Consider the following 21,720-nt stretch of genomic DNA (forward strand, 5'->3'; position numbering starts at 1 on the left):
AAAAATGAATTATTAGTTAAAACAACTCTGTAATTAGTTTTTTTTAAAATTTATAAGAAGTTTTGGAATAAGAACGTTTTATTTACAAATGTATGTTAAAGTATAAATTTAACCTATTTGAATTTATATATTTGTGAGACAACCAAATTCTTATTTATATGAAAAAATTAATACTTCTTCTCTTTTTTATTTCCTTTTCAGTTTCGGCTCAAAAAGTAGATTTATCTTATTACTTACCAAAAGATGTAACGTATAACAAAAATATTCCAACGCCAGAATCTATTATTGGTCATGAAGTAGGTGAGTGGCATATTACACATGATAAGTTAGTAACATATATGAAAGCTTTGGCAGCTTCTTCAGATAGAATTTCTATTGAAGATAGAGGGAAAACCTATGAAGACAGACCTTTGTTACTTTTAACAATTACTTCTCTAGATAATCATCAGAATATAGAAAATATTAGAAAAAATCATATTAAAGCAACCAATAATAATTCGGTAGACGTTTCTAAAAACCCTATTGTAGTGTACCAAGGATTCTCTATTCATGGGAATGAGCCTAGTGGTTCTAATGCAGCTTTGGCTGTTGCTTATTACTTAGCAGCTGCAGAAGGAGCTGAAATAGATGATTTATTAAATAATACGGTTATTTTATTAGATCCTTCTTTAAACCCTGATGGTTTACAGCGCTTTGCGTATTGGGCAAACACCAACAGAAGTAAAAATATAAATCCAGATCCTAACGATAGAGAGTACTCAGAAATTTGGCCCCGTGGAAGAACCAATCATTATCAGTTTGATATGAACAGAGATTGGTTGCCAGTACAATTGCCAGAAAGCAAGGCAAGAATAGCAAGTTTTCATAAATGGTTGCCAAATATTTTAACAGATCATCATGAAATGGGAAGCAATTCTAGTTTCTTTTTTCAACCAGGAATTCCGAGTAGAACTAATCCGTTGACCCCACAAATGAATCAGGATTTAACAAAAGAAATAGGAACCTATCATGCAAAAGCGCTAGATAAAATAGGTTCTCTATATTATTCCGAAGAAAGTTTTGATGATTTTTATTACGGAAAAGGATCAACATTTCCAGACATAAATGGTGGTATTGGTATTTTGTTTGAACAAGGAAGTTCTAGAGGGCATGCTCAAGAAACTATAAATGGTGTTTTAACGTTTCCGTTTACTATTAGAAATCAGTTTACTGCTGCTTTATCTACTTTAGAAGCGGGTAGAAAAATGAGAGTTAAGATCTTAAAGTATCAGCAAGATTTTTACAAAGAATCTAGAAATACAGGTGCTAATAAAGCCATTGTTTTTGGTGATGAAAAAGATGCTGCAAAGAGCTATCATTTGGCAGAAGTTCTAAAACGTCATCAAATTAAAATTCATGATGTAAAAGACAATTTTACCCAAAACGGAAAAACGTTTAAAAAAGGGTATAGTTATGTAGTTCCTATGAATCAGAAGAATCATCGTTTGGTAAAAGCGATGTTCGATGTAAGAACTACTTTTAAAGATAGTTTATTTTATGATGTTTCTGCTTGGACTTTTAACCATGCTTTTGGCGTAGATTATGCAGAAAATGTTTCTGTTTCTAAAGTTGGGAATGAAATTTTAGATTTAAAAATGAAAGAAGGTGTTGTTTCTTTTAAAAGTGATTATGGGTATTTAATGTCTTGGAATGAATATTATACTCCGAAAGCTTTAAATGCAATTTTACAGAAAGGAATTCGTGCAAAAGTTTCTATGAAAAATTTTAATAATGGCGGAAACTCGTATGATTACGGAACCATCTTTATTCCTGTTCAGAATCAAGAATTAAATGCGTTAGAATTGTTTCAATTTTTACAAGAAATAGCACTAGAAAGTCATGTTTCTATAAACGGAGTTACTACTGGTTTAAATGACGGAATTGATTTAGGTAGTAATAATTTTAGCAATATTAAAAAGCAAAAAGTAGCCATGTTGGTTGGTGATGGAGTTGCAGGAAACGATTCTGGAGAAATTTGGCATTTGCTAGACCAACGTTTTGATATGGCTATAACGCGTCTAGATATGCGTTATTTTACCAGAATAGATATTAGTAAATACACTACAATTGTGGTTCCTAGTAGTTATAATTTAGGAAAAAGCGCAGAAGAAAAGTTGAAAACTTGGGTTCGAAATGGTGGCGTTTTAATTGGCTATAAAAATACAGCAAGATGGTTGGCTAGTAGTAAGTTTATAAGTTTAGAGTTTGATAAAGTGAAAACAGATACTATTAAAGCTGTTTCTTTTGAAAACAAATCTTTAAGATCTGGTGCACAAGTTATTGGTGGTGCTATTTTTGAAGCAAATGTAGACAGATCTCATCCTATAAATTTTGGATACAAAAATGAGAAATTAGCATTGTTTAGAAATTCAACCTTATTTATTAAAGCAGACAAACGTAGTTATAACAATCCTATTCAGTATACTTCTAATCCGTTATTAAGTGGATATATTTCTAAGGAAAATGCAAAAGTGATTAAAAACACAGTTCCTTTTAAAGTACAAAGAATGGGAAGAGGACGCGTACTTGTTTTTACAGATAATACTAATTTTAGAGCTTTCTGGTACGGAACAAACAAGTTATTAATGAATGCTATTTTCTTTGGAGATAAGATGTAGTTTTAATAAGTACAAGAGATAAAAAATGCTATGCGTTCACTATTTTAATTAGTAAATTCATAGCATTTTTTAATTTAGATATGTATTCTTTATAAATAAGTAAAGAGTTACGTGTAACAAAGTAGCTTATAACTCGTCTTTATAGTATAACCAACCAAAATTGTATTATGAGTTTTTTTAGAGTATTATTTGCTATTATTTTTCCGCCACTTTCTGTTATAGATAAAGGTTGTGGTTCTTTCTTTATTATCTTTTTATTAACCCTTTGTGGATGGATTCCTGGTGTAATTGGTGCTTTGGTAATTTTGAATAATCCTAAGAATTAATTTTAAAAAACGTCATTGCAAGGAACTAAACAATTAATTCATTAAAATTAATTAACCTGTTCTCCATTTTTAACAGGCTTAGAAGCTTGTAATAATACCACGTTTCCACCAGTATTATAAATACCTAAAACGAGTACTTCACTCATAAAATTGGCTATTTGCCTTGGTTTAAAATTGATGATCGCAGAAACTTGTTTATTTAATAAATCTTCTTTAGAGTACAAATCTGTTATTTGTGCACTTGTTTTTTTTATTCCTAAGGTGCCAAAATCGATTTTAAGTTGGTAGGCAGGTTTTCTTGCTTTCGGAAAATCGTTTACTTCAATAATAGTTCCTATTCTAATATCTACTTTTAGAAAATCTTCAAAGGTTATTTCTTCTTTCATACTTGTTATTTCTTTTTACCTAATTTCTGAATCACCCAAAGTGGTCCAATCAATAAAAACTGCAAATCTTTTGCAAAAGAAGGCTTTTTTCCTTCTACCTTATGTCCCCAGAATTGTCCAATCCAACCTACAACAAAGATAATTATAGATGCGTAGAGAAGATTAACAGTATTGCCTAACCAGAAGTTACCAATAATACAAAGCAGTATTACAAACAACATTTCCATAAAATACCAGAAACCTAAACGGAAATAAAAAAAAGAGATTAGAACGCCAGTAACAGCCGCCCAATTTTCAATTAATGGATTGTTTAGACCAAATGAATTTTCTAGAAATAGGTTTGGTATGCTCATTAAAAGCCCTATTACACTAAAAAAAATTAAAGGAACACAAATGTAATGTACTTGTTGGTTGGTTTCATTTTGATGGCTTATAGCATATTCATCAAACCATTGTTGTGCAGTTTTCATATTTTAAAATTAAATTTTAAATGTATGAGTATTTTAAGTAAAAAGAAAATTAAATTTATAAATTAGTTGCATTTAGCATTTGTATTGACATTATTTTTCAGTGATTTTCTTCAACATTCTTAAAGAACTGCTGTTTTCAGAATTTATAGACAAAGATTTATTGTAGTTATCAATGGCATTCACGGTATCTTTCGCTTCTAAATAAGCATCTCCTAAACTATCGAAAGTATTAGAACTCTTAGGATATAGCTGGGTGTTTATTTTTAAAATTTCAATTGCTTTTTCAAACTCATTATTTTTCATATAATTATATCCTGTTCTGTTAATAGTATATTGTCTAATTACAGGACTTAAAGAATCTTGTTTTTTTATTTCTAAGAATGCTTTTAAAGCTTTGTTATAGTTTTTTGCTTCAAAATATTCTGTAGGTGTTTTCTCACCAGGTTTCATTTTACTAAAAAGGTATTCTACACCTTTATGCTCTGTTTTTTCTGCTAATTTAATATGAATTTTAGGTGCACCTACAAATATTATTTTCTCATTTAATTCTTTCATGTAAAAAGAACTATCGTTTACTTTTAAAGGTTGAATATCTTCTCTACCACGCCACTTTATAAACAATTCTTTTTCTTTGAAATAGACTTCTAAAACTTCATTGGCATTAAATAAGTAACGTCCGGTTGTTTCAGAAATAAAATCTTCAGAATTTTTTGGTGAAGCACAACTAATGCATAAAAGGAATAGGATTGAAGGTAGAAGATGGTTTCTCATGATTGGTTTGGTAGATTGATTCTTTATTTTAGACGACTAATCTATAGGTTTTGTTACAGTTTATCGAAAAAATAAAAGATTTAATAAAATTAAATACAAACCATTCTTAGTAATGAAGTAATTTCTTTGCAAATGAAGAAGATTTCATTTACAAAGAAAAAACAACTTTAAAATATTTTATTCACCCTGTTTTAAATGTTAAATACTTTTAACAAAATCTAAGAATACTTTTTTATGCAGTTCAAGGTCTATATTAGGAGAAAGTGACGCACGTACAATATAATCCTTATCGCCTTCTTTAGTAGTACCTTGAGTAGAGGTTGCAGGTATGGTCCAATAGCAGCCTTTTAATTGTCCGTAACTTACACAGAATTTACTTTCATTAGGAATTTCTGTAATCATTAAATTGATTAACTTCAAGTTTAATGCTCTTTTGTAAGATTCTCTTTCTTTATCTGTAGTTCCTTTTGTAGGAAGGTCTAATGAAAAAACGGATGGAGTAAAGCCTTCTTCTGCCAATTCTTTTGAGACAAAATTAATTTTTGCTGCTGGTAGCGTAGCAGTAATAAAGTTTACAAAATCGCGAGTATTTACGTAAGCATCTGCAATTCTTTGGTTCATAGAAGGCAATTGTTTTGCCAATATTTCCATTTGAAGTGCTGTCGCTTCATTATCGCAAAGCTTTAGGTGAAGTTCTATTTTTTCCATTAAAGTTGCTGTTTTTACATTTCCTACACAATAACCAGCTGTACATTTTCCACCACTAGGAAATTTAGATCCACTTGCATAAGAAATTGTTCTAATAGATGATAAGATGGCATTTTCTCCTAAGAAATGTACATTCGGACAAAAAGTTTGGTCTAAAATAAAAACAGGATCAATAGCAATAGCACCATTTGCAGTTGTACGTTCTTTACTTAAAACTTCTTTTAGTTTTAAAAGATCTGGTACTTCAACTCTAGGATTTGTAGGAATTTCTGCAATTATATAAGGAATACCATCTTCTTGCGCAATTTTTGCCAAAATGGCATCTATACTTTGTACCATATCATTATCGCCATCTACAGGTAAATCTACCACTTCAACAGTATCTAAACAAGCTGCAACACGTCTTGCTTGGTCATTTGTACCACCATAACAGTTTGGCGGAACAATAATTTTAATGGCTTTACCTTGGTAGTTTTCTAGAGCATCATCAATCAAGCCCATCATAATGGCATATTGAATAGACAATCCACAAGAACCTACTAATGGTTTTATTGTTGTATCCGTAATTTCTTTAATCGATTCTAAAACAGCTATTTTATTCGTTTCTAAATTACTGTTTTTAATTTCTACGGAAGAATTCGCAACTAGAGATTCTAAGGCAGTAAGAGAATTAATCGGAGTCATTGCAATGGTCTCTCTTCTTCTTACATGCTGAATGTCTGAAATATACGTTTCGTTTTCTGCGCCATTCACTATTAAAACACTACCTAATTCTGAATGTGTGTTTATAAAGAAGTCAATATTTTTGGTAAGATTAAAATTACAAACCATCTCTTGTGCTTCCATAAAAATAGTACTTCCATCAAATGTAGAAATAGTTTCGGCATTTTCTACTTTCTGTAATTCAAAATTATAACCATAGATATTTCTAAGAACATCAGCATCAAAAAAGGCTGGCAATTCACCTTTGTAATTTATTTGAGTGTTTTTATTCTCTAATAAGTTTTTTCTAAGAATAGCTAATACAGGAATGGTCTGTGAAGAAAAAGTAATTACATTTTCAGAATTCACATTATTTAGGTTACCAATTGCCCATTCTAAAATACAAGACAAAGGATGCCCTAATCGAATATAATCGTAAGCGGTTGGTAATTTATCTAGTGCAGTTGCTTCTGAATTGTTGTTATCAAACAAGTCTTTAAATTGATCTAAAAACTGAACTTTAGCTAATTTTTCATCATAAATATCTAATCGATGGGTTGTTAGATTCAACCAACCTGTAGGCATATTTTCTAATACATCTTTTATATAATTTAGCGTTTTATTGTCTTGCATAATTTCATTTTTAAATAGACTGCTAAGATACATTAATTAGATTTTTTTAAAGTATTATGAGTTGTTTTTGTTATGTTTAGCCAGATGATTTGTTTAATATTAAAAAGTATTTGAAAGCTTAAGTTTTAAGCCTCTAAAAATTATAAAATAGAAGCTTTATTACTATTTTTAAAAAACTATTCTTCTATCAGTTTTTATAGATTACTTTCACTGTTTTTACTTTTTTCGTTCAGTAATGTAATCGTCCGTTTTTTCTTTAAACTTTGATTTTCCTTTTAAATTTTAATAGAAGTTATTTTAACGATATTGTCTTAGAGTCTTTAATACGTTTTTAAGGGAAGTGATTTAATGTATTAAAACTCGAACAGTCTCTTTATTTTGAAAATTTACTAACAGTTCTTTTTTTTCATTAAAAGTGAACTCAGATAAACTTTTAGCTGTGCCATTAAAATCACAGGGCAAATCTTGAAAATTATCAACGAAAACTTTTTTATTTTCGTCCCATAATGGGATATTAACCTTTTTTGTGCAAATATCTTCTTTCGAACAATTTAAAAATAAAGGGATACACAATATTAGAATAAAAGTGTGTCTAATAAATCTGTCTAATTTCATGTTTTGTCCTTTATAAGTCATTTTTTGTTTAGAAATTCTATCATAGTAAGTTAGAAGAATTTGTAACGATAAAATTACAAAATAATAAATTCATATTTATTTAGTTTATAGTAATTTATCAAAAAAAATAAAACAAGAATGATTTATTTTTTTTGATAAACCGTAATTTCTGTAGGAATTCAATAGATGGAAAACAACAAGAGTGTGAAGGGTGATTTTTTTGTTTCTTGGGATTTATCTTGAGAGAAGCTGAAGTGTAAATAAAAATGAAGTGAAAGTAGTAATAATAAAATGATAGTTCTTTGTAATAGTAATTATCAACTGTCTTCGATAAAACAATTTTAGAACTGATAAAATAGATAGACATCGTATCTTAGTATGAGGTATGTTTTTGATATAGAGTGATATATATCTTTCTTTAACAGTTGAAAATAATACTATTAGATTTATCTATAAGAATAGAACACATTAAAAACCTTATTTTTGGTAACTGATTCTAATTTGAATAATTAAAGAACAAACAAATGGCAAATACATTATTTGACAAAGTATGGGATTCACACGTTGTTCGTCAAGTTAAAGACGGACCAGATGTGTTTTTTATAGACCGTCATTTTATCCACGAAGTTACAAGTCCCGTAGCTTTCTTAGGTTTAGAAAGTAGAGGAAACAGTGTTGTATATCCTGCACGCACATTCGCAACAGCAGATCACAACACACCAACCATAAATCAGCATTTACCGGTTGCAGATCCTTTGTCTGCAAATCAATTAGATGCTCTAGAAAACAATGCTAAAAAACACGGAATTACGCATTGGGGTTTAGGGGATGAAAATAACGGAATCGTACATGTTGTAGGGCCAGAAAACGGGATTACATTACCTGGTGCAACGATTGTTTGTGGAGATTCTCACACGTCAACTCACGGTGCTTTTGGTGCAATTGCCTTTGGTATTGGTACTTCGGAAGTAGAGATGGTCTTGTCTACACAATGTATTATGCAATCGAAACCTAAATCGATGCGTATTAACGTAAACGGAAAATTAGGTTTGGGTGTAACACCTAAAGATGTTGCTTTGTATATTATAGCAAAACAAACAACCTCGGGTGCAACGGGTTATTTTATTGAATATGCAGGAGATGTTTTTGAAGACATGTCTATGGAAGGTCGTATGACGGTGTGTAACTTATCTATTGAGATGGGCGCACGTGGAGGTATGATTGCTCCAGATGCAAAAACGTACGAATATATTAAAGGACGTGCTCAAACTCCGAAAGGAGCCGCTTGGGACAAAGCGATGAAATATTGGGATACTTTATATACAGCAAAAGATGCAGAATTTGACGTAGAGTTTACGTACGATGCATCCGATATCGAACCAATGATTACGTATGGTACAAACCCAGGAATGGGAATGGGCGTGACAAAATCGATTCCATTAGCAGAAAATGTAGAAGGTGGCGTAGAAACTTACAGAAAATCTTTAGGATATATGTCTTTTAACGAAGGCGATTCTATGATTGGTAAAGAAATTGACTTTGTATTCTTAGGCTCTTGTACAAATGGTAGAATAGAGGACTTTAGAGGATTTTGTTCTATAGTTAAAGGAAGACAAAAAGCACCCAATGTTACTGCTTGGTTAGTACCGGGTTCGCATAAAGTAGTAGATCAAATAAAAGCAGAAGGTTTAGATAAAATTATTACAGACGCAGGTTTTGTTTTAAGAGAACCAGGTTGTTCGGCATGTTTGGCAATGAATGATGATAAAGTACCTTCAGGAAAATTATCTGTTTCAACATCAAACAGAAATTTCGAAGGAAGACAAGGTCCAGGTTCTAGAACTTTATTAGCAAGTCCTTTAGTTGCTGCAGCATCTGCGGTTGAAGGCGTGGTTACAGATCCGAGAACATTATTAAAAAAGCAATATGCTTAAAGCTTTATGCTATAAGCTAAAAAACAAATATTCGCCTAAAGCTTATCGCTTAAGGCATAAAGCAAAATAAAAATGGCTTACGATAAATTTGAAGTATTAACAAGTACAGCATATCCATTACCAATAGAAAATGTAGATACAGATCAAATAATTCCTGCTCGTTTCTTAAAAGCAACAGAGCGTGTAGATTTTGATGTCAACTTTTTTCGTGATTGGAGATACAACCAAGACGGAACACCAAAACCAGATTTTCCTTTAAACAAAAAAATGCATGCAGGTTCTAAAATATTAGTAGGAGGTAGAAATTTTGGCTCTGGTTCTTCTAGAGAGCACGCAGCTTGGTCTGTGTACGATTTCGGATTGCGTTGTGTAATTTCTTCAGCATTTGCAGATATTTTTAAAAATAACTGTTTAAATGTAGGTGTTTTACCGGTTCAGGTTTCTGCAGAATTCGCAGATACGCTATTTGCTGCAATTATGGCAGACCCAAAAACAGAAATTAAAGTTGATTTGCCAAACCAAACAGTAACATTAGTTGCAACAGGTGAATCTGAATTTTTTGTAATTAATACCTACAAAAAAGACAACATGTTAAATGGTTTTGATGATATTGATTACTTAAAAAACATCGAAAACGAGATTACAGAGTTTGCTAAAACAAGACCATTTTAAAAATAACTTTTAAGGTTAAGGTATGGCAAGAAGAAAGATTGAAATTATGGATACGACACTTCGAGATGGAGAACAAACATCTGGAGTGTCGTTTTCAGTTTCAGAGAAATTAACAATCGCAAAATTATTGTTAGAAGAATTAAAAGTAGATCGCCTAGAAATAGCATCTGCCAGAGTTTCTGAAGGCGAATTAGAAGCAGTTAAAAAAATAACTTCTTGGGCTTCTGAAAACAATTGTTTAAACAAAATAGAAGTGTTAACTTTTGTTGATGAAGGAAAATCTATCGAATGGATGTTAGAATCTGGAGCAAAAGTCCAGAATTTACTAACCAAAGGTTCTTTAAATCACTTAACACATCAGCTTAAAAAAACACCAACACAACATTTTGCAGATATAAAAACAACTATTGATTTAGCTACAAAACATGATATTAAAACCAATGTTTATTTAGAAGATTGGTCTAATGGAATGCGAAATTCCAAAGCATACGTTTTTGAATATTTAGATTTCTTAACGGCTCAAAATATAGAACGCGTTTTATTACCAGATACTTTAGGAGTTTTAACTCCAGATGAAACTTTTAAATTTATTACTGAAGTTCGTCAGAAATATCCAACAACACATATTGATTTTCACGGTCATAATGATTACGATTTAGGAGTTGCCAATGTAATGGAAGCTGTTAAAGCAGGAGCAAACGGATTGCATTTAACCATTAACGGAATGGGAGAACGTGCAGGAAATGCGCCAACGGCAAGTGTTATTGCGGTAATTAATGATTTTCTGAAGGAAGTTGAAATCACTGTAAATGAGAAAGCACTAAATAAAGTGAGTAAGTTGGTTGAAACATTTTCAGGCTTTCGGATTCCTGTAAATAAACCTGTTGTAGGCGCCAATGTGTTTACCCAAACAGCCGGAATTCATGCCGATGGAGATAACAAAAATAACCTCTATTTTAACGATTTAATGCCAGAACGTTTTGGTAGAAAACGGAAGTATGCCTTAGGAAAAACATCTGGAAAGGCAAATATTCAGAAAAACTTACAAGATTTAGGAATTAGCTTAAATGATGATGAACTAAAGAGAGTTACCCAAAGAATTATAGCGTTAGGAGATAAGAAAGAAGTTGTTTCACAAGATGATTTACCTTATATTATTTCTGATGTTTTAGACAGCGATACTATTGAAAAACGTGTTATTGTAGAAAATTATGTATTAACACACTCTAAAGGATTAAAACCATCTACTACAATAAAATTAAAAGTAGAAGGTCTTATTTATGAGGAACACGCGCAAGGAGATGGGCAATTTGATGCCTTTATAAACGCATTAAGAAAGTTGTATAAAACACATAGTAAAAAAGATTTACCTGTATTAATTGATTACGCAGTAAGAATTCCGCCAGGAAGTAATTCAGATGCATTGTGTGAAACGATTATTACTTGGAAACTAGAAGAAAAAGAATTTATTACACGTGGGTTAGATTCAGATCAAACAGTATCTGCAATTAAAGCCACAGAGAAAATGTTGAATATTATTTAATACAAGCTGTCATTCCGAAGGAAATATGACTGAAGGAATCTTTGTTATCTAACAAACAGATTGCTTCGTGCCTCGCAATGACAAAAAAACAAAATACATGAAATTAAATATCGCAGTATTAGCAGGAGACGGAATTGGACCAGAAGTAATAGACCAAGCCGTAAAAGTATCGGATGCCGTTGCTAAGAAATTCAACCATAAAATCACATGGAAACCAGCTTTAACGGGTGCAGCTGCAATTGATGCAGTTGGTGAGCCTTATCCAGATGAAACGCATGCTATTTGTATGGCTTCAGATGCTGTATTATTTGGTGCAATAGGACATCCAAAATATGATAATGATCCTTTGGCAACCGTTCGTCCGGAACAAGGATTGTTAAAAATGCGTAAGAAATTAGGTTTATTTGCAAATGTAAGGCCAACATTTACGTTTCCATCTTTATTAGATAAATCCCCTTTAAAAAGAGAAAGAATAGAAGGAACAGATTTGGTTTTTCTACGTGAATTAACTGGAGGAATTTACTTTGGTGAAAAGGGTAGAAGAGATGGTGGTGAAACCGCATTTGATAATTGTGTATACACAAGAGCAGAGGTAAAAAGATTGGCTGTAAAAGGTTTTGAATTAGCAATGACGCGTTCTAAGAAATTATGTTGTGTGGACAAAGCTAATGTTTTAGAAACATCTAGATTATGGAGAGAAACAGTACAGTCTATGGAAAAAGATTATCCAGAAGTTGCCGTTTCTTATGAGTTTGTAGATGCAGTTGCTATGCGTTTGGTACAATGGCCAAATAGTTATGATGTTTTAATTACTGAAAACTTATTTGGAGACATTTTAACGGATGAAGCTTCTGTAATTTCTGGTTCTATGGGCTTAATGCCTTCAGCTTCTTTAGGAACAGAGAATGCCTTATTTGAACCTATACACGGTTCATATCCACAAGCAACAGGGTTAAACATAGCAAATCCTATGGCGACTGTTTTATCTGCAGCAATGCTATTTGAAAATTTTGGGTTACATGAAGAAGGAAAAACAATTAGAAATGCTGTAAATAAAGCATTAGATGCAGGTTTTGTTACTGAAGATTTAGCTGATGGAGGAAAATCTTATGGTACAAAAGAAGTAGGAGACTGGTTAGCAGCAAATATCTAGTATTTACTACTTTATATATATTATAAAAGCTCTCTTTTCAGAGAGCTTTTATTTTGTTTTTTAAATTTTTGTTAATGATAAGTATAAGTTTTCTGCAATTTTTAGAATAGTATTGAATAATGCTAATTACAAAGTGTATACAGCTTTAAGCGTTGGTTTTTCCGTAATACTTTTTTCGTAGCCAAAAGGAAACTCGAACCAATAAAATCAATGCAGGAACTTCAACCAGTGGTCCAATTACTCCTGCAAATGCTTGCCCAGAGTTCAATCCGAAAACAGCAATAGCAACAGCAATTGCCAATTCAAAATTATTTCCTGCTGCTGTAAAAGCTACTGCAGTTGTCTTATCATATGCTGCTCCTGTTGCCTTAGTAACGAAAAAACCAATGATAAACATTAATGTAAAATATATAAGTAAAGGAATTGCAATAATTACTACGTCCATTGGAATTTCAACAATTAATTCTCCTTTTAGTGAGAACATAACTACAATGGTAAATAAAAGAGCAACTAAAGTTATTGGCGAAATTGTTGGAATAAATTTATTTGTATACCATTCTTCACCTTTTAGTTTCACTAGAATTAATCTGCTTAATATTCCCATTACAAATGGAAGACCCAAATATATTGCTACACTTTCTGCAATTGTTCCGATTGAAATATCTACAATTGCACCTTTAAATCCAAAATAGGGAGGAAGAACCGTTATAAAAAGCCACGCATAAAAACTGTATGCAAATACTTGAAAAACACTATTTAACGCAACTAAACCTGCCCCATATTCGCTACTTCCTTCTGCGAGGTCGTTCCATACTAAAACCATTGCAATACAACGTGCCAAACCAATTAAAATTAGTCCAACCATATATTCGGGATAATCTCGTAGAAATGTAATTGCTAAAACAAACATTAAGACGGGACCAATTACCCAGTTTAGAATAAGTGAAATAGATAGAATTTTTGTATTTCTGAAAACTTTTGGTAAGAGCGAGTAATTAACCTTTGCTAAAGGAGGATACATCATTAATATCAAACCAATTGCAATCGGAATGTTTGTTGTTCCGCTATTAAATGAATTTATAATGTTAGGAAATGTCGGAATAAAATAGCCAAGTCCAATTCCCAAAGCCATTGCTACGAATATCCAAAGAGTTAGATTTCTGTCAAGAAAGCTTAATTTTTTTGTTGCCATTTTTTATGAGTTTATTTGAGAAAAAACGTAAAATAATTCTGTTACAATTTGTAGACTTCTTTCTTTATACTTTTCAGCTTGTTGAGGTGTATTATCAAATATTTTTGGGTCTTCAAAAGTTATTGGAATGCGTTTTTCTGCACCAGCAATAAACGGACAACCTCCATCAGCTTGTGAACAAGTCATAATCGCAGCAAATTCAGATTTTGGATTAAAATCATCATCCAACGTTTTTGAAAATCCGATTATTGGGTGCCCATTATCCGCATATTTAATACTGTATATGGGATTACTACCTTCAGAAATAGTTTTAATTTTAAAACCTGAATTTTGTAAAGTTTCAGCAACCATTGGAAAAAGTGAGGTACTTTCTGTTCCGCCTGAATAACAAAAAACGTTTTTAACATTAAAGTAGTTAGCCATTGTTTGTGCCCAAACTTGGGTCAAATGACTTCTTCGTGAATTGTGCGTGCAAATAAAGTTGATCCTAATTTCTTGATGATTTTTAACTTTTGATTGAATAAAATCTGTTAGCGGTTGTAAAACTGTTTTACGTTCATCTGAAATAGTTTGAGGAGTTAATTGCTCAATTAATTTTTTTATTTCTGAAAATAGGGTTGAATCTGATTTCATCATTTCTATAAGTTTTTTTTTAGCAGCAACCGCTTCCTGGTTCGCAAGAATTTCCTGCTTGGATTTGAGAAATTTGAGTTTTTGTCTTTTCTACAGGAATACCACATTTATCTGGAGCCAAACAATCCGTTAGTTTATTGGTCAATAAGAAATTTTTTCCATCAAATTCAAGTCCAAATTTTCCAATGGTTTCCGTTTGATATTCTACTTCAATTTCTAAATTTTCTATTTTTAAAATCTTTTCAGAAAGTTCTATAATACTTAATAGTTTTTCTGGGTGCAATCTGTGGTTATAGTCGTTTGCATTCCAAAGTTGAAAGTTTACTACTTCTTCTTTTCTTACGGTTCCACCACAATCAATAAAATGCTTTGTTATTTTACCAATTTCTGTAACGTGAAAATGATTAGGTACTAGTGTTCCGTTTGGTAATTGAAAACCTATGGTTTCTAATTTTTGTATTGCTAATTTTACTTCTGATAGTTTCATTTTTTAATTTGTTTATTGCGATTATACGATGAATGGATTTAAATTTTTTTAACAGCAATCTTGTTTTTGAGTTAGATCTTGATTAAGAAAATCTGACATAACGGTTTTCATTGCTGTCCAATTTTCTTTATGAATACAGTAGCAAACACTTGTTCCCTCTACGTTCCCTTTGATTAATCCTAAATGTTTTAGTTCTTTTAAATGCTGTGAAATCGTAGGTTGAGCCAATCCAATTTCGTTGACTAAATCTCCACAAATGCAAGAATCAATTTTAAATAAATGTTGTAAAATAGAAACTCTCGCAGGATGTCCGAAAACTTTTGCAAAAAGAGCAATTTTATTTTGTTGGTCGGTAAACATTTCAGTTTTAGCTAATCCCATTTTATTTATTTATTTATTTATTCATTGCAATATTACGATTATTATTTGTGTGTTCAAAATTTTTTTATAATGTTCTCAAAAAATAGCTATTTTATTTTATAGTGTTGATATTTTTTGCTGGTAGAAAATAAATATTGTGCTTTTATTACAAGTTTTTGGGCTTATGGGAAACCATAATACAAATATTACATCGTTTGAATTAATTATGTTAGTATTCCTAAATTTATTTTTTTAGGAGAAATATGATAAGAAAACACCTATTCTAATTAGTAAAAAACCCCAAAGCTGATAAAGCTTTGGGGTTTAAAAATATTTTAATAGGTAAATAATTTTATTTTACACCCATTAACTCAACATCAAAAATAAGTGTTGCATCTGGTGGAATTACTCCTCCAGCACCAGCAGAACCGTATGCTAAATTAGAAGGGATTACAAAACGAGCTTTGTCACCCACTTGTAATAATTGAATTCCTTCATCCCAACCAGCAATAACCTGACCAACGCCAACATTAAAATCGATTGGTTCTTTTCTTTTATAAGAAGAATCGAAAACAGTACCGTCTAATAATTGACCTTTATAATGTACAGAAACTCCAGCACCTTTTGTTGCTTGTTTTCCTGTTCCTTTTTGTAAGATTTGGTAACGTAAACCACTTGCAGTTTCATCATAACCATTCGCAACAGAATCTAACAATTCTTTTTGTTTTGCAATTTCATTTGCTTCACGTTTTTCTCTTGAACCTTCAAAGGTTCTAAAAGCTTCTACTGCATTAAAAGTTTCTGCATCTGCACCAACTCTAACAATTTCTACAGAAGTTAATTCGTCTCCTTGTGCAATTGCATCTACAACATCTTGTCCTTCAATTACAGATCCAAAAACAGTATGTTTACCGTCTAACCATGGTGTTGGAACATGAGTAATATAAAACTGACTACCGTTTGTTGCAGGACCAGAATTAGCCATTGCTAATTTTCCTGGAGCATCATGTTTTAAATCTGAATGAAATTCATCATCAAACTTATAACCTGGGTTTCCTGTACCTGTTCCTTGTGGACAACCACCTTGTACCATAAAATCTGGAATCACTCTATGAAATTTTAATCCATCATAGTAAGGTGTTCCTTGTTCTTTTACTGAATTTTCTAAATTTCCTTCTGTTAAGGCAACAAAATTACCAACAGTTCCAGGAGTTTTTTCGTGTTCTAATTGTACTAAAATTTCACCTTTTGAAGTAGTGAATTTGGCGTATATACCGTTATTCATAATATTTAATTTTGTCTTCCTCGAGCGCAGTCGAGAGGTCTTATTTATTAGTTCTCGACTGCGCTCGAACTGACATTGATTATCATAATTTCTAAAATAAGAAATTATTTATTTTTTTGAATTTAATATGGAAATTCCATAAGAAAGGCCAATATTAATATTTGCTGAGTTTACATCACCGAAAGGAGACCACATCTGTCCGCCAGAAATATTGAAAGAAAAATCATCACTTACATGATAATTAATTCCTGCAGTTGGTCTTATTAAAACACCTTCACCAGAATCTACACGTCCGCCACCTGCAACACCTGCAGCAAGTTCAGCAAATAAAGAAAATTTGTCGTTTACAAATTTATTCGATTTCACACCCAAACCAAAAATACCATGCGCATAACCACCCGATTCTCCTTCATAAGCAAAGGAAGCTTCCCCTGCTAAATATAACCTATGGTTTAAGTCGTAATTTACTTTCAAAGCAATTAATTGCAAATCACTTGCAGGAATTCCGAATTTAGCAACATCAAAATACGTTTGATTTTGAACACTTATTTGAATTCCTTGCGTTTTAATTTTAGTTGATTTTTCACCAGTAAAAGGATGCGAAATTCCGCCACTTAAACCATAATACTTCAAACTAAAACCAGCAGTATAGGCTTCAAAAGTACCACCAATAGATCTGTGGTAACCACCATGAGCACTCAAACCAAATTTTTCTGTAAGTTTTAAATCTGCCCCGATACTTGGGTATATTGTTAAACCGCCTTCTGGGTAAATTCTACCTCCAGCAGCACCAACACCAAATTTCCCAAAGAAATTTACGTGTTTCGTTTCAATTACATTTTTACCAACTCCAAAAAATAAGTTCATAAAACCAGCAGTTAAACCACTATACATAGCATCTACATGTGCATAAATAAACGTATTGTCTGTTAAATAGCGTTGGTACTCGAACCCTAAAACAGATAAAGTATGGTTTATAGGTTTGTATTTAGGCGTAGTACTAGCGTCTGTTCTAGAGTCTCCAATAGGAAAAAAGTAGTCAAAAGTTACTTGTTGTACACTTTTTACAGCTGGTTCCTTCCAGAATTCATCTTTAGAGACATCGTTAACAGCAAAGGTTTTTTGAGCATTTGCATATGAAGTTGTTCTTACTGAAGTAGGAATTTCAATAAAAAACGAAACATTATCATCTTTTTGAATTCCCGTAAAAAAGTTTACATAACCATATTGTACACCAAAAGAATAACCTTTACTTTTATATTGTAAACCAACGTTCGGGTATATAATTCCGCCACCGTTAACTAAACTTCTATAGCCGCCACCACCACCAAAGTGAACGTTAGCATCAAAATATAAATTCTTATAAATTTGTTTATTTACACCTAAATTTACACCTAACGTAAATAAACCACCTTGATCTCCTGTAATCGCTGTATGAAAACCTACACCTGTATACAACCAGTCATTTAAAGGAATATTATAATTTAAACCAACAAACCCCATGGTTGGGTCTAAGCCATAACTAACTTGTTCAGTAGGTTGATTTACTAAAATATAATTTAATCGGATACTATTGTGCATTTCTTTGCCCTTAAAATCTGATAAATCATAAGATTGAGAAAAAGTCTGCAAACTTAAAAGGGTTGCTAAAATTAAAAGTGATTTTTTCATAGTTTATTTTTTAAACTCACTCGTAAAATGTAATTTTACTGATGGATATTTATTTTGGGTCATTTGAATTGTAAATTCAGAATCTGCTAAAAACACCAATTGCCCTTGTTTGTCTTTTGCTAGATAACGTTGTTTTACACGTTTAAACTCTTTAAATTCGTCACTTTTAGGGTTCTCAGGTTCTACCCAACATGCTTTATGAACATTTAGATTTTCATACGTACATTTTGCACCATATTCATGTTCTAATCGATATTGAATTACTTCGTATTGTAAAGCACCAACAGTACCAACAACACGTCTTCCATTCATTTCTATAGTAAATAATTGAGCAACTCCTTCGTCCATTAATTGGTCTAAACCTTTGTATAATTGTTTAGACTTCATTGGATCTGCGTTATTAACATAACGGAAGTGTTCTGGTGAGAAACTAGGAATTCCTTTAAAATTAAGTATTTCTCCTTCTGTTAAGGTATCTCCAATCTTAAAGTTTCCGGTATCATGAATACCAACAATATCTCCAGGAAAAGATTCGTCTACAATTTCTTTCTTTTCTGCAAAAAATGCATTCGGACTAGAAAATTTTACTTTTTTACCTGTTCTAACGTGTAAATAAGGCGAATTTCTTTTAAAAGTTCCTGAAACTATTTTTATAAAAGCCAACCTATCTCTGTGTTTAGGATCCATGTTTGCATGAATCTTAAATACAAAACCGGTTAGTTTTTCTTCTTTAGAGTCTACTAAACGCTCTTCTGCTTTTTTCGGTTGTGGTGAAGGTGCAATTTCTATAAACGCTTCTAATAATTCTTTTACTCCAAAATTATTTAAAGCAGAACCAAAAAATACGGGTTGAAGATTTCCTTCTAAATATTCTTGTTGATTAAAAGGAGGATATACTTCGTCGATCAATTCTATTTCTTCACGTAAAGTTTTCGCAGCTTTTTCTCCAACAATCTTGTCTAGTTCTGGGTTTGATAAATCGTAAAACTCAATTCCGTCTGAAATTGTTGTTTTATTATCACCAGAAAAAAGGTTTAATTTTTTTTCCCATATATTATAAATTCCTTTGAAATCATATCCCATTCCAATAGGAAAACTCATCGGAGTTACTCTCAATCCTAATTTTTGTTCAACTTCGTCTAATAAATCAAACGCATCTTTTCCTTCTCTATCTAATTTATTAATGAAAACTAGCATTGGTATGCTTCTCATTCTACAAACTTCTACCAACTTTTCAGTTTGTGGTTCTACACCTTTTGCAACATCAATTACAACAATAACACTATCTACAGCGGTTAAAGTTCTAAAGGTATCTTCTGCAAAATCTTTGTGACCAGGAGTATCTAGAATGTTAATTTTTTTATCTTTATAAATAAAGGCTAAAACAGAAGTGGCTACAGAAATTCCACGCTGACGTTCAATTTCCATAAAATCGGAAGTTGCCCCTTTCTTTATTTTATTGTTTTTTACCGCACCAGCTTCTTGAATTGCACCCCCAAAAAGCAATAACTTTTCTGTTAGTGTTGTTTTACCAGCATCCGGGTGCGAGATAATTCCGAAAGTTCTTCTACGTTTAATTTCCTTTAAAAAGTTCATCTACAAAAATTGAGGTGCAAAGATAGGTTTTATTCTATAATTTATGAATATATATAGGGATTTACGTATCAAATCAGTCAAAATTTTTAGACTTTATGTTTATAGTTTTCTAGGGATGATTTTACAACACTTATTAGGAACCTATTTTTATGAAAAATGATGACTATTCTAGAATTTCAATAGTCATTTTTATATCATCTACGGGCCATTCGTCTACACCAACTTTTACTTTAGATATTTTGTCCATCGTGTCAAAACCAGATATTACTTCACCAAAGACGGTGTGTTGGTTGTCTAAATGATACGCGCCGCTTCTACTATGAACCATGTAAAACTCAAACGGATTCGATAATTTATTAGGATTTTTCTCCCATTGTCTCGCTGCTGCTAAAGCACCATATTTATGCTTTCTATGGCTTCTAAACTCTGGTTCTAATAAATAATTACCATACAATCTTCGTTGTTTTCTGGTGTAAGTCTCATCAGAATTTCCTCCTTGAATAACAAAGTTTTTGGCAACTCTATAAATAACTGTAGTATTAAAATATTTTAGTTTGGTTAAGAAAATAAAATTAGCTCTATGAATAGGAACATCATCATATAAACGCAGTTTAATGGCTCCAAATTTTGTTTTAATAATCACTTTAGTTTCCTTATTCTGTTTTCCATATTCAGTAAAAAATGAGGAGACGTTATCTTTATTTAAACTATCCCAAGGTTTTAAAACTGTTTTTTCTAAGTTTTTTTTTAATGTATTTTTTGTCTTTTTTATTGAAGTTCCTTTTGTTTCTTCCTTTGCAGATGTTCCTTCTTTACATTGATAAAAAGAGAGAATGAATAGAATTAAAGCAAGTTTTATTAAAATTTTCATAAATAAAAAGCAGATTTTATGCTTCAAAGATAAATCATCAAAATAAAAGAATAGAAAAATTTGATTGTTTTTAATTGATTTTTATGATTTATTGCTACTTCATTTCTTATTTTTGTAATAATGGAAGAACTAGTTATTTTAGTAGACGTAAATGATCAGCCAATTGGTTTGATGGAGAAAATTGAAGCACATGAAAAAGCATTATTGCACAGAGCTTTTTCAGTTTTTATTTTTAACGAAAAAGGGGAGTTAATGCTGCAACAAAGAGCTGCTTCTAAATATCATTCACCTTTATTATGGACTAATACTTGTTGTTCTCATCAAAGAGAAGGAGAAAGTAATGTGGAAGCGGGGAGAAGAAGATTGCAAGAAGAAATGGGATTTGTAACTGAAATAAAAGAAGTTTTTTCTTTTATTTACAAAGCACCTTTTGACAATGGTTTGACAGAGCATGAATTTGACCATGTTATGGTTGGTAGATATGAAGACGCACCCGAATTGAATAGAAAGGAAGCTGAAGCTTATAAATGGATGACTTTAGAAGATGTAAAGAAAGACATTGAAGAAAACCCTGAAAGTTATACAGAGTGGTTTAAAATAATTTTTGATAAATCTTACGAAAAACTAACATATGCCTAAAGTTACTGTTCATAGAAAAGCACATTTTAATGCTGCACATAGATTGTATAGAAAAGAGTGGAGCGATGAAAAAAACTTTGAAGTTTTTAGCAAATGTAGCAACCCTAATTTTCACGGTCATAACTATGAACTGATCGTTTCTTTAACAGGAGAAATTGATGAAGAAACGGGATACGTATATGATTTGGGTATTTTACGAAATCATATAAAAACAGAAATTGAAGATTGTTTCGATCATAAGAACCTCAATTTAGAAGTTCCAGAATTTAAAGATTTGAATCCGACAGCAGAAAATATTTCTGTAGTTACCTATAATAAACTAAGAAAATTATTGCCAGAAAACTTAGATTTGGAAGTTACGTTGTATGAAACTCCTAGAAATTTTGTGAGTTACTCAGGTGAGTAAAACCTTGCTT

Annotated in this window: 21 protein-coding genes; 8 read left to right on the plus strand and 13 right to left on the minus strand. The window is 31.6% G+C overall.

The window, feature by feature from the left end; all coding sequences use genetic code 11:
* Positions 1-158 precede the first annotated feature (158 nt).
* Both CW731_RS01925 and CW731_RS01930 read left to right on the plus strand, forming a co-directional pair.
* The gene (locus tag CW731_RS01925) at positions 159-2,657 is read left to right on the plus strand and encodes a M14 family metallopeptidase (RefSeq protein ID WP_100945137.1); all 2,499 of its coding nucleotides are present in this window, start codon (positions 159-161) and stop codon (positions 2,655-2,657) included.
* Between the two features lie 167 nt (positions 2,658-2,824).
* Positions 2,825-2,983 carry a YqaE/Pmp3 family membrane protein gene (locus CW731_RS01930; RefSeq protein WP_076686390.1) on the plus strand — a complete coding sequence of 53 codons (159 nt, stop codon included), beginning with the start codon at positions 2,825-2,827 and terminating at the stop codon, positions 2,981-2,983.
* 47 nt (positions 2,984-3,030) lie between these two features.
* Here CW731_RS01930 and CW731_RS01935 read toward each other — a convergent pair whose 3' ends face one another.
* The 5 genes from CW731_RS01935 to CW731_RS01955 form a co-directional block, all read right to left on the minus strand.
* Complete coding sequence (locus tag CW731_RS01935; protein WP_100945138.1) at positions 3,031-3,369, minus strand: tRNA-binding protein; 339 nt, start codon at positions 3,367-3,369, stop codon at positions 3,031-3,033.
* A 5-nt stretch (positions 3,370-3,374) separates the two neighbouring features.
* Positions 3,375-3,839 (minus strand): DUF962 domain-containing protein, encoded by a 465-nt coding sequence (locus CW731_RS01940; RefSeq protein WP_100945139.1) that lies wholly within the window; start codon positions 3,837-3,839, stop codon positions 3,375-3,377.
* 90 nt (positions 3,840-3,929) lie between these two features.
* Positions 3,930-4,610, minus strand: coding sequence for a lipopolysaccharide assembly protein LapB (locus tag CW731_RS01945; protein WP_100945140.1), 681 nt, complete (start codon positions 4,608-4,610; stop codon positions 3,930-3,932).
* Between the two features lie 198 nt (positions 4,611-4,808).
* Positions 4,809-6,653, minus strand: coding sequence for a cystathionine beta-synthase (locus CW731_RS01950; protein WP_100945141.1), 1,845 nt, complete (start codon positions 6,651-6,653; stop codon positions 4,809-4,811).
* 345 nt (positions 6,654-6,998) lie between these two features.
* Positions 6,999-7,268: a hypothetical protein gene (locus tag CW731_RS01955; RefSeq protein ID WP_157812168.1), complete on the minus strand. Its 270-nt coding sequence runs from the start codon at positions 7,266-7,268 to the stop codon at positions 6,999-7,001.
* A 524-nt stretch (positions 7,269-7,792) separates the two neighbouring features.
* Here CW731_RS01955 and leuC point away from each other — a divergent pair.
* The 4 genes from leuC to leuB all read left to right on the plus strand — a co-directional run bounded on the left by leuC (position 7,793) and on the right by leuB (position 12,570).
* Positions 7,793-9,202: a 3-isopropylmalate dehydratase large subunit gene (leuC, locus tag CW731_RS01960; RefSeq protein ID WP_100945143.1), complete on the plus strand. Its 1,410-nt coding sequence runs from the start codon at positions 7,793-7,795 to the stop codon at positions 9,200-9,202.
* A gap of 72 nt (positions 9,203-9,274) precedes the next feature.
* A complete protein-coding gene (gene leuD, locus CW731_RS01965; RefSeq protein ID WP_100945144.1) occupies positions 9,275-9,874 on the plus strand; it encodes a 3-isopropylmalate dehydratase small subunit in 600 nt (199 codons plus the stop codon).
* A gap of 22 nt (positions 9,875-9,896) precedes the next feature.
* Positions 9,897-11,417, plus strand: a complete 1,521-nt coding sequence (locus CW731_RS01970; RefSeq protein WP_100945145.1) for an alpha-isopropylmalate synthase regulatory domain-containing protein — start codon at positions 9,897-9,899, stop codon at positions 11,415-11,417.
* A 97-nt stretch (positions 11,418-11,514) separates the two neighbouring features.
* Positions 11,515-12,570, plus strand: a complete 1,056-nt coding sequence (gene leuB / locus CW731_RS01975; protein WP_100945146.1) for a 3-isopropylmalate dehydrogenase — start codon at positions 11,515-11,517, stop codon at positions 12,568-12,570.
* A 145-nt stretch (positions 12,571-12,715) separates the two neighbouring features.
* Here the strand turns inward: leuB and arsB are convergent, their stop codons facing one another.
* The 8 genes from arsB to CW731_RS02015 all read right to left on the minus strand — a co-directional run bounded on the left by arsB (position 12,716) and on the right by CW731_RS02015 (position 20,665).
* Positions 12,716-13,762 carry an ACR3 family arsenite efflux transporter gene (gene arsB / locus CW731_RS01980; protein ID WP_100945147.1) on the minus strand — a complete coding sequence of 349 codons (1,047 nt, stop codon included), beginning with the start codon at positions 13,760-13,762 and terminating at the stop codon, positions 12,716-12,718.
* Between the two features lie 3 nt (positions 13,763-13,765).
* Positions 13,766-14,398 (minus strand): low molecular weight phosphatase family protein, encoded by a 633-nt coding sequence (locus tag CW731_RS01985; RefSeq protein WP_100945148.1) that lies wholly within the window; start codon positions 14,396-14,398, stop codon positions 13,766-13,768.
* A gap of 16 nt (positions 14,399-14,414) precedes the next feature.
* A complete protein-coding gene (locus CW731_RS01990; protein ID WP_100945149.1) occupies positions 14,415-14,882 on the minus strand; it encodes a DUF6428 family protein in 468 nt (155 codons plus the stop codon).
* A 48-nt stretch (positions 14,883-14,930) separates the two neighbouring features.
* The gene (locus CW731_RS01995) at positions 14,931-15,263 is read right to left on the minus strand and encodes a helix-turn-helix transcriptional regulator (RefSeq protein WP_100945150.1); all 333 of its coding nucleotides are present in this window, start codon (positions 15,261-15,263) and stop codon (positions 14,931-14,933) included.
* A 331-nt stretch (positions 15,264-15,594) separates the two neighbouring features.
* Positions 15,595-16,527 carry a peptidylprolyl isomerase gene (locus tag CW731_RS02000; RefSeq protein ID WP_100945151.1) on the minus strand — a complete coding sequence of 311 codons (933 nt, stop codon included), beginning with the start codon at positions 16,525-16,527 and terminating at the stop codon, positions 15,595-15,597.
* A gap of 108 nt (positions 16,528-16,635) precedes the next feature.
* Positions 16,636-18,198 carry a hypothetical protein gene (locus tag CW731_RS02005; RefSeq protein ID WP_100945152.1) on the minus strand — a complete coding sequence of 521 codons (1,563 nt, stop codon included), beginning with the start codon at positions 18,196-18,198 and terminating at the stop codon, positions 16,636-16,638.
* Positions 18,199-18,201: 3 nt separating this feature from the next.
* Positions 18,202-19,794 carry a peptide chain release factor 3 gene (locus CW731_RS02010; RefSeq protein ID WP_100945153.1) on the minus strand — a complete coding sequence of 531 codons (1,593 nt, stop codon included), beginning with the start codon at positions 19,792-19,794 and terminating at the stop codon, positions 18,202-18,204.
* 163 nt (positions 19,795-19,957) lie between these two features.
* On the minus strand, positions 19,958-20,665 hold the full coding sequence (locus CW731_RS02015; protein ID WP_100945154.1) for a peptidylprolyl isomerase: 708 nt from the start codon (positions 20,663-20,665) through the stop codon (positions 19,958-19,960).
* A 120-nt stretch (positions 20,666-20,785) separates the two neighbouring features.
* Between CW731_RS02015 and idi the strand changes: the two genes are divergently transcribed.
* On the plus strand, positions 20,786-21,304 hold the full coding sequence (gene idi, locus CW731_RS02020; protein WP_100945155.1) for an isopentenyl-diphosphate Delta-isomerase: 519 nt from the start codon (positions 20,786-20,788) through the stop codon (positions 21,302-21,304).
* The gene (locus CW731_RS02025; RefSeq protein ID WP_100945156.1) at positions 21,297-21,710 is read left to right on the plus strand and encodes a 6-carboxytetrahydropterin synthase; all 414 of its coding nucleotides are present in this window, start codon (positions 21,297-21,299) and stop codon (positions 21,708-21,710) included. Before idi ends, CW731_RS02025 begins: the two co-directional genes overlap by 8 nt.
* Positions 21,711-21,720 lie beyond the last annotated feature (10 nt).

Source organism: Polaribacter sp. ALD11 (assembly GCF_002831685.1).
In the GTDB taxonomy this organism is placed as follows: domain Bacteria; phylum Bacteroidota; class Bacteroidia; order Flavobacteriales; family Flavobacteriaceae; genus Polaribacter.

Bases quoted from the DNA above. Each gene is read 5' to 3' on its own strand.
- leuB (WP_100945146.1), top strand. From the start codon at position 11,515: ATGAAATTAAATATCGCAGTATTAGCAGGAGACGGAATTGGACCAGAA.
- CW731_RS01985 (WP_100945148.1), bottom strand. From the start codon at position 14,398: ATGATGAAATCAGATTCAACCCTATTTTCAGAAATAAAAAAATTAATT.
- CW731_RS01970 (WP_100945145.1), top strand. From the start codon at position 9,897: ATGGCAAGAAGAAAGATTGAAATTATGGATACGACACTTCGAGATGGA.
- arsB (WP_100945147.1), bottom strand. From the start codon at position 13,762: ATGGCAACAAAAAAATTAAGCTTTCTTGACAGAAATCTAACTCTTTGG.
- CW731_RS02010 (WP_100945153.1), bottom strand. From the start codon at position 19,794: ATGAACTTTTTAAAGGAAATTAAACGTAGAAGAACTTTCGGAATTATC.
- CW731_RS02005 (WP_100945152.1), bottom strand. From the start codon at position 18,198: ATGAAAAAATCACTTTTAATTTTAGCAACCCTTTTAAGTTTGCAGACT.
- idi (WP_100945155.1), top strand. From the start codon at position 20,786: ATGGAAGAACTAGTTATTTTAGTAGACGTAAATGATCAGCCAATTGGT.
- CW731_RS02015 (WP_100945154.1), bottom strand. From the start codon at position 20,665: ATGAAAATTTTAATAAAACTTGCTTTAATTCTATTCATTCTCTCTTTT.
- leuD (WP_100945144.1), top strand. From the start codon at position 9,275: ATGGCTTACGATAAATTTGAAGTATTAACAAGTACAGCATATCCATTA.
- CW731_RS01955 (WP_157812168.1), bottom strand. From the start codon at position 7,268: ATGAAATTAGACAGATTTATTAGACACACTTTTATTCTAATATTGTGT.
- CW731_RS02025 (WP_100945156.1), top strand. From the start codon at position 21,297: ATGCCTAAAGTTACTGTTCATAGAAAAGCACATTTTAATGCTGCACAT.
- CW731_RS01925 (WP_100945137.1), top strand. From the start codon at position 159: ATGAAAAAATTAATACTTCTTCTCTTTTTTATTTCCTTTTCAGTTTCG.
- CW731_RS01940 (WP_100945139.1), bottom strand. From the start codon at position 3,839: ATGAAAACTGCACAACAATGGTTTGATGAATATGCTATAAGCCATCAA.
- CW731_RS01935 (WP_100945138.1), bottom strand. From the start codon at position 3,369: ATGAAAGAAGAAATAACCTTTGAAGATTTTCTAAAAGTAGATATTAGA.
- leuC (WP_100945143.1), top strand. From the start codon at position 7,793: ATGGCAAATACATTATTTGACAAAGTATGGGATTCACACGTTGTTCGT.
- CW731_RS01995 (WP_100945150.1), bottom strand. From the start codon at position 15,263: ATGGGATTAGCTAAAACTGAAATGTTTACCGACCAACAAAATAAAATT.
- CW731_RS01950 (WP_100945141.1), bottom strand. From the start codon at position 6,653: ATGCAAGACAATAAAACGCTAAATTATATAAAAGATGTATTAGAAAAT.
- CW731_RS01930 (WP_076686390.1), top strand. From the start codon at position 2,825: ATGAGTTTTTTTAGAGTATTATTTGCTATTATTTTTCCGCCACTTTCT.
- CW731_RS02000 (WP_100945151.1), bottom strand. From the start codon at position 16,527: ATGAATAACGGTATATACGCCAAATTCACTACTTCAAAAGGTGAAATT.
- CW731_RS01990 (WP_100945149.1), bottom strand. From the start codon at position 14,882: ATGAAACTATCAGAAGTAAAATTAGCAATACAAAAATTAGAAACCATA.
- CW731_RS01945 (WP_100945140.1), bottom strand. From the start codon at position 4,610: ATGAGAAACCATCTTCTACCTTCAATCCTATTCCTTTTATGCATTAGT.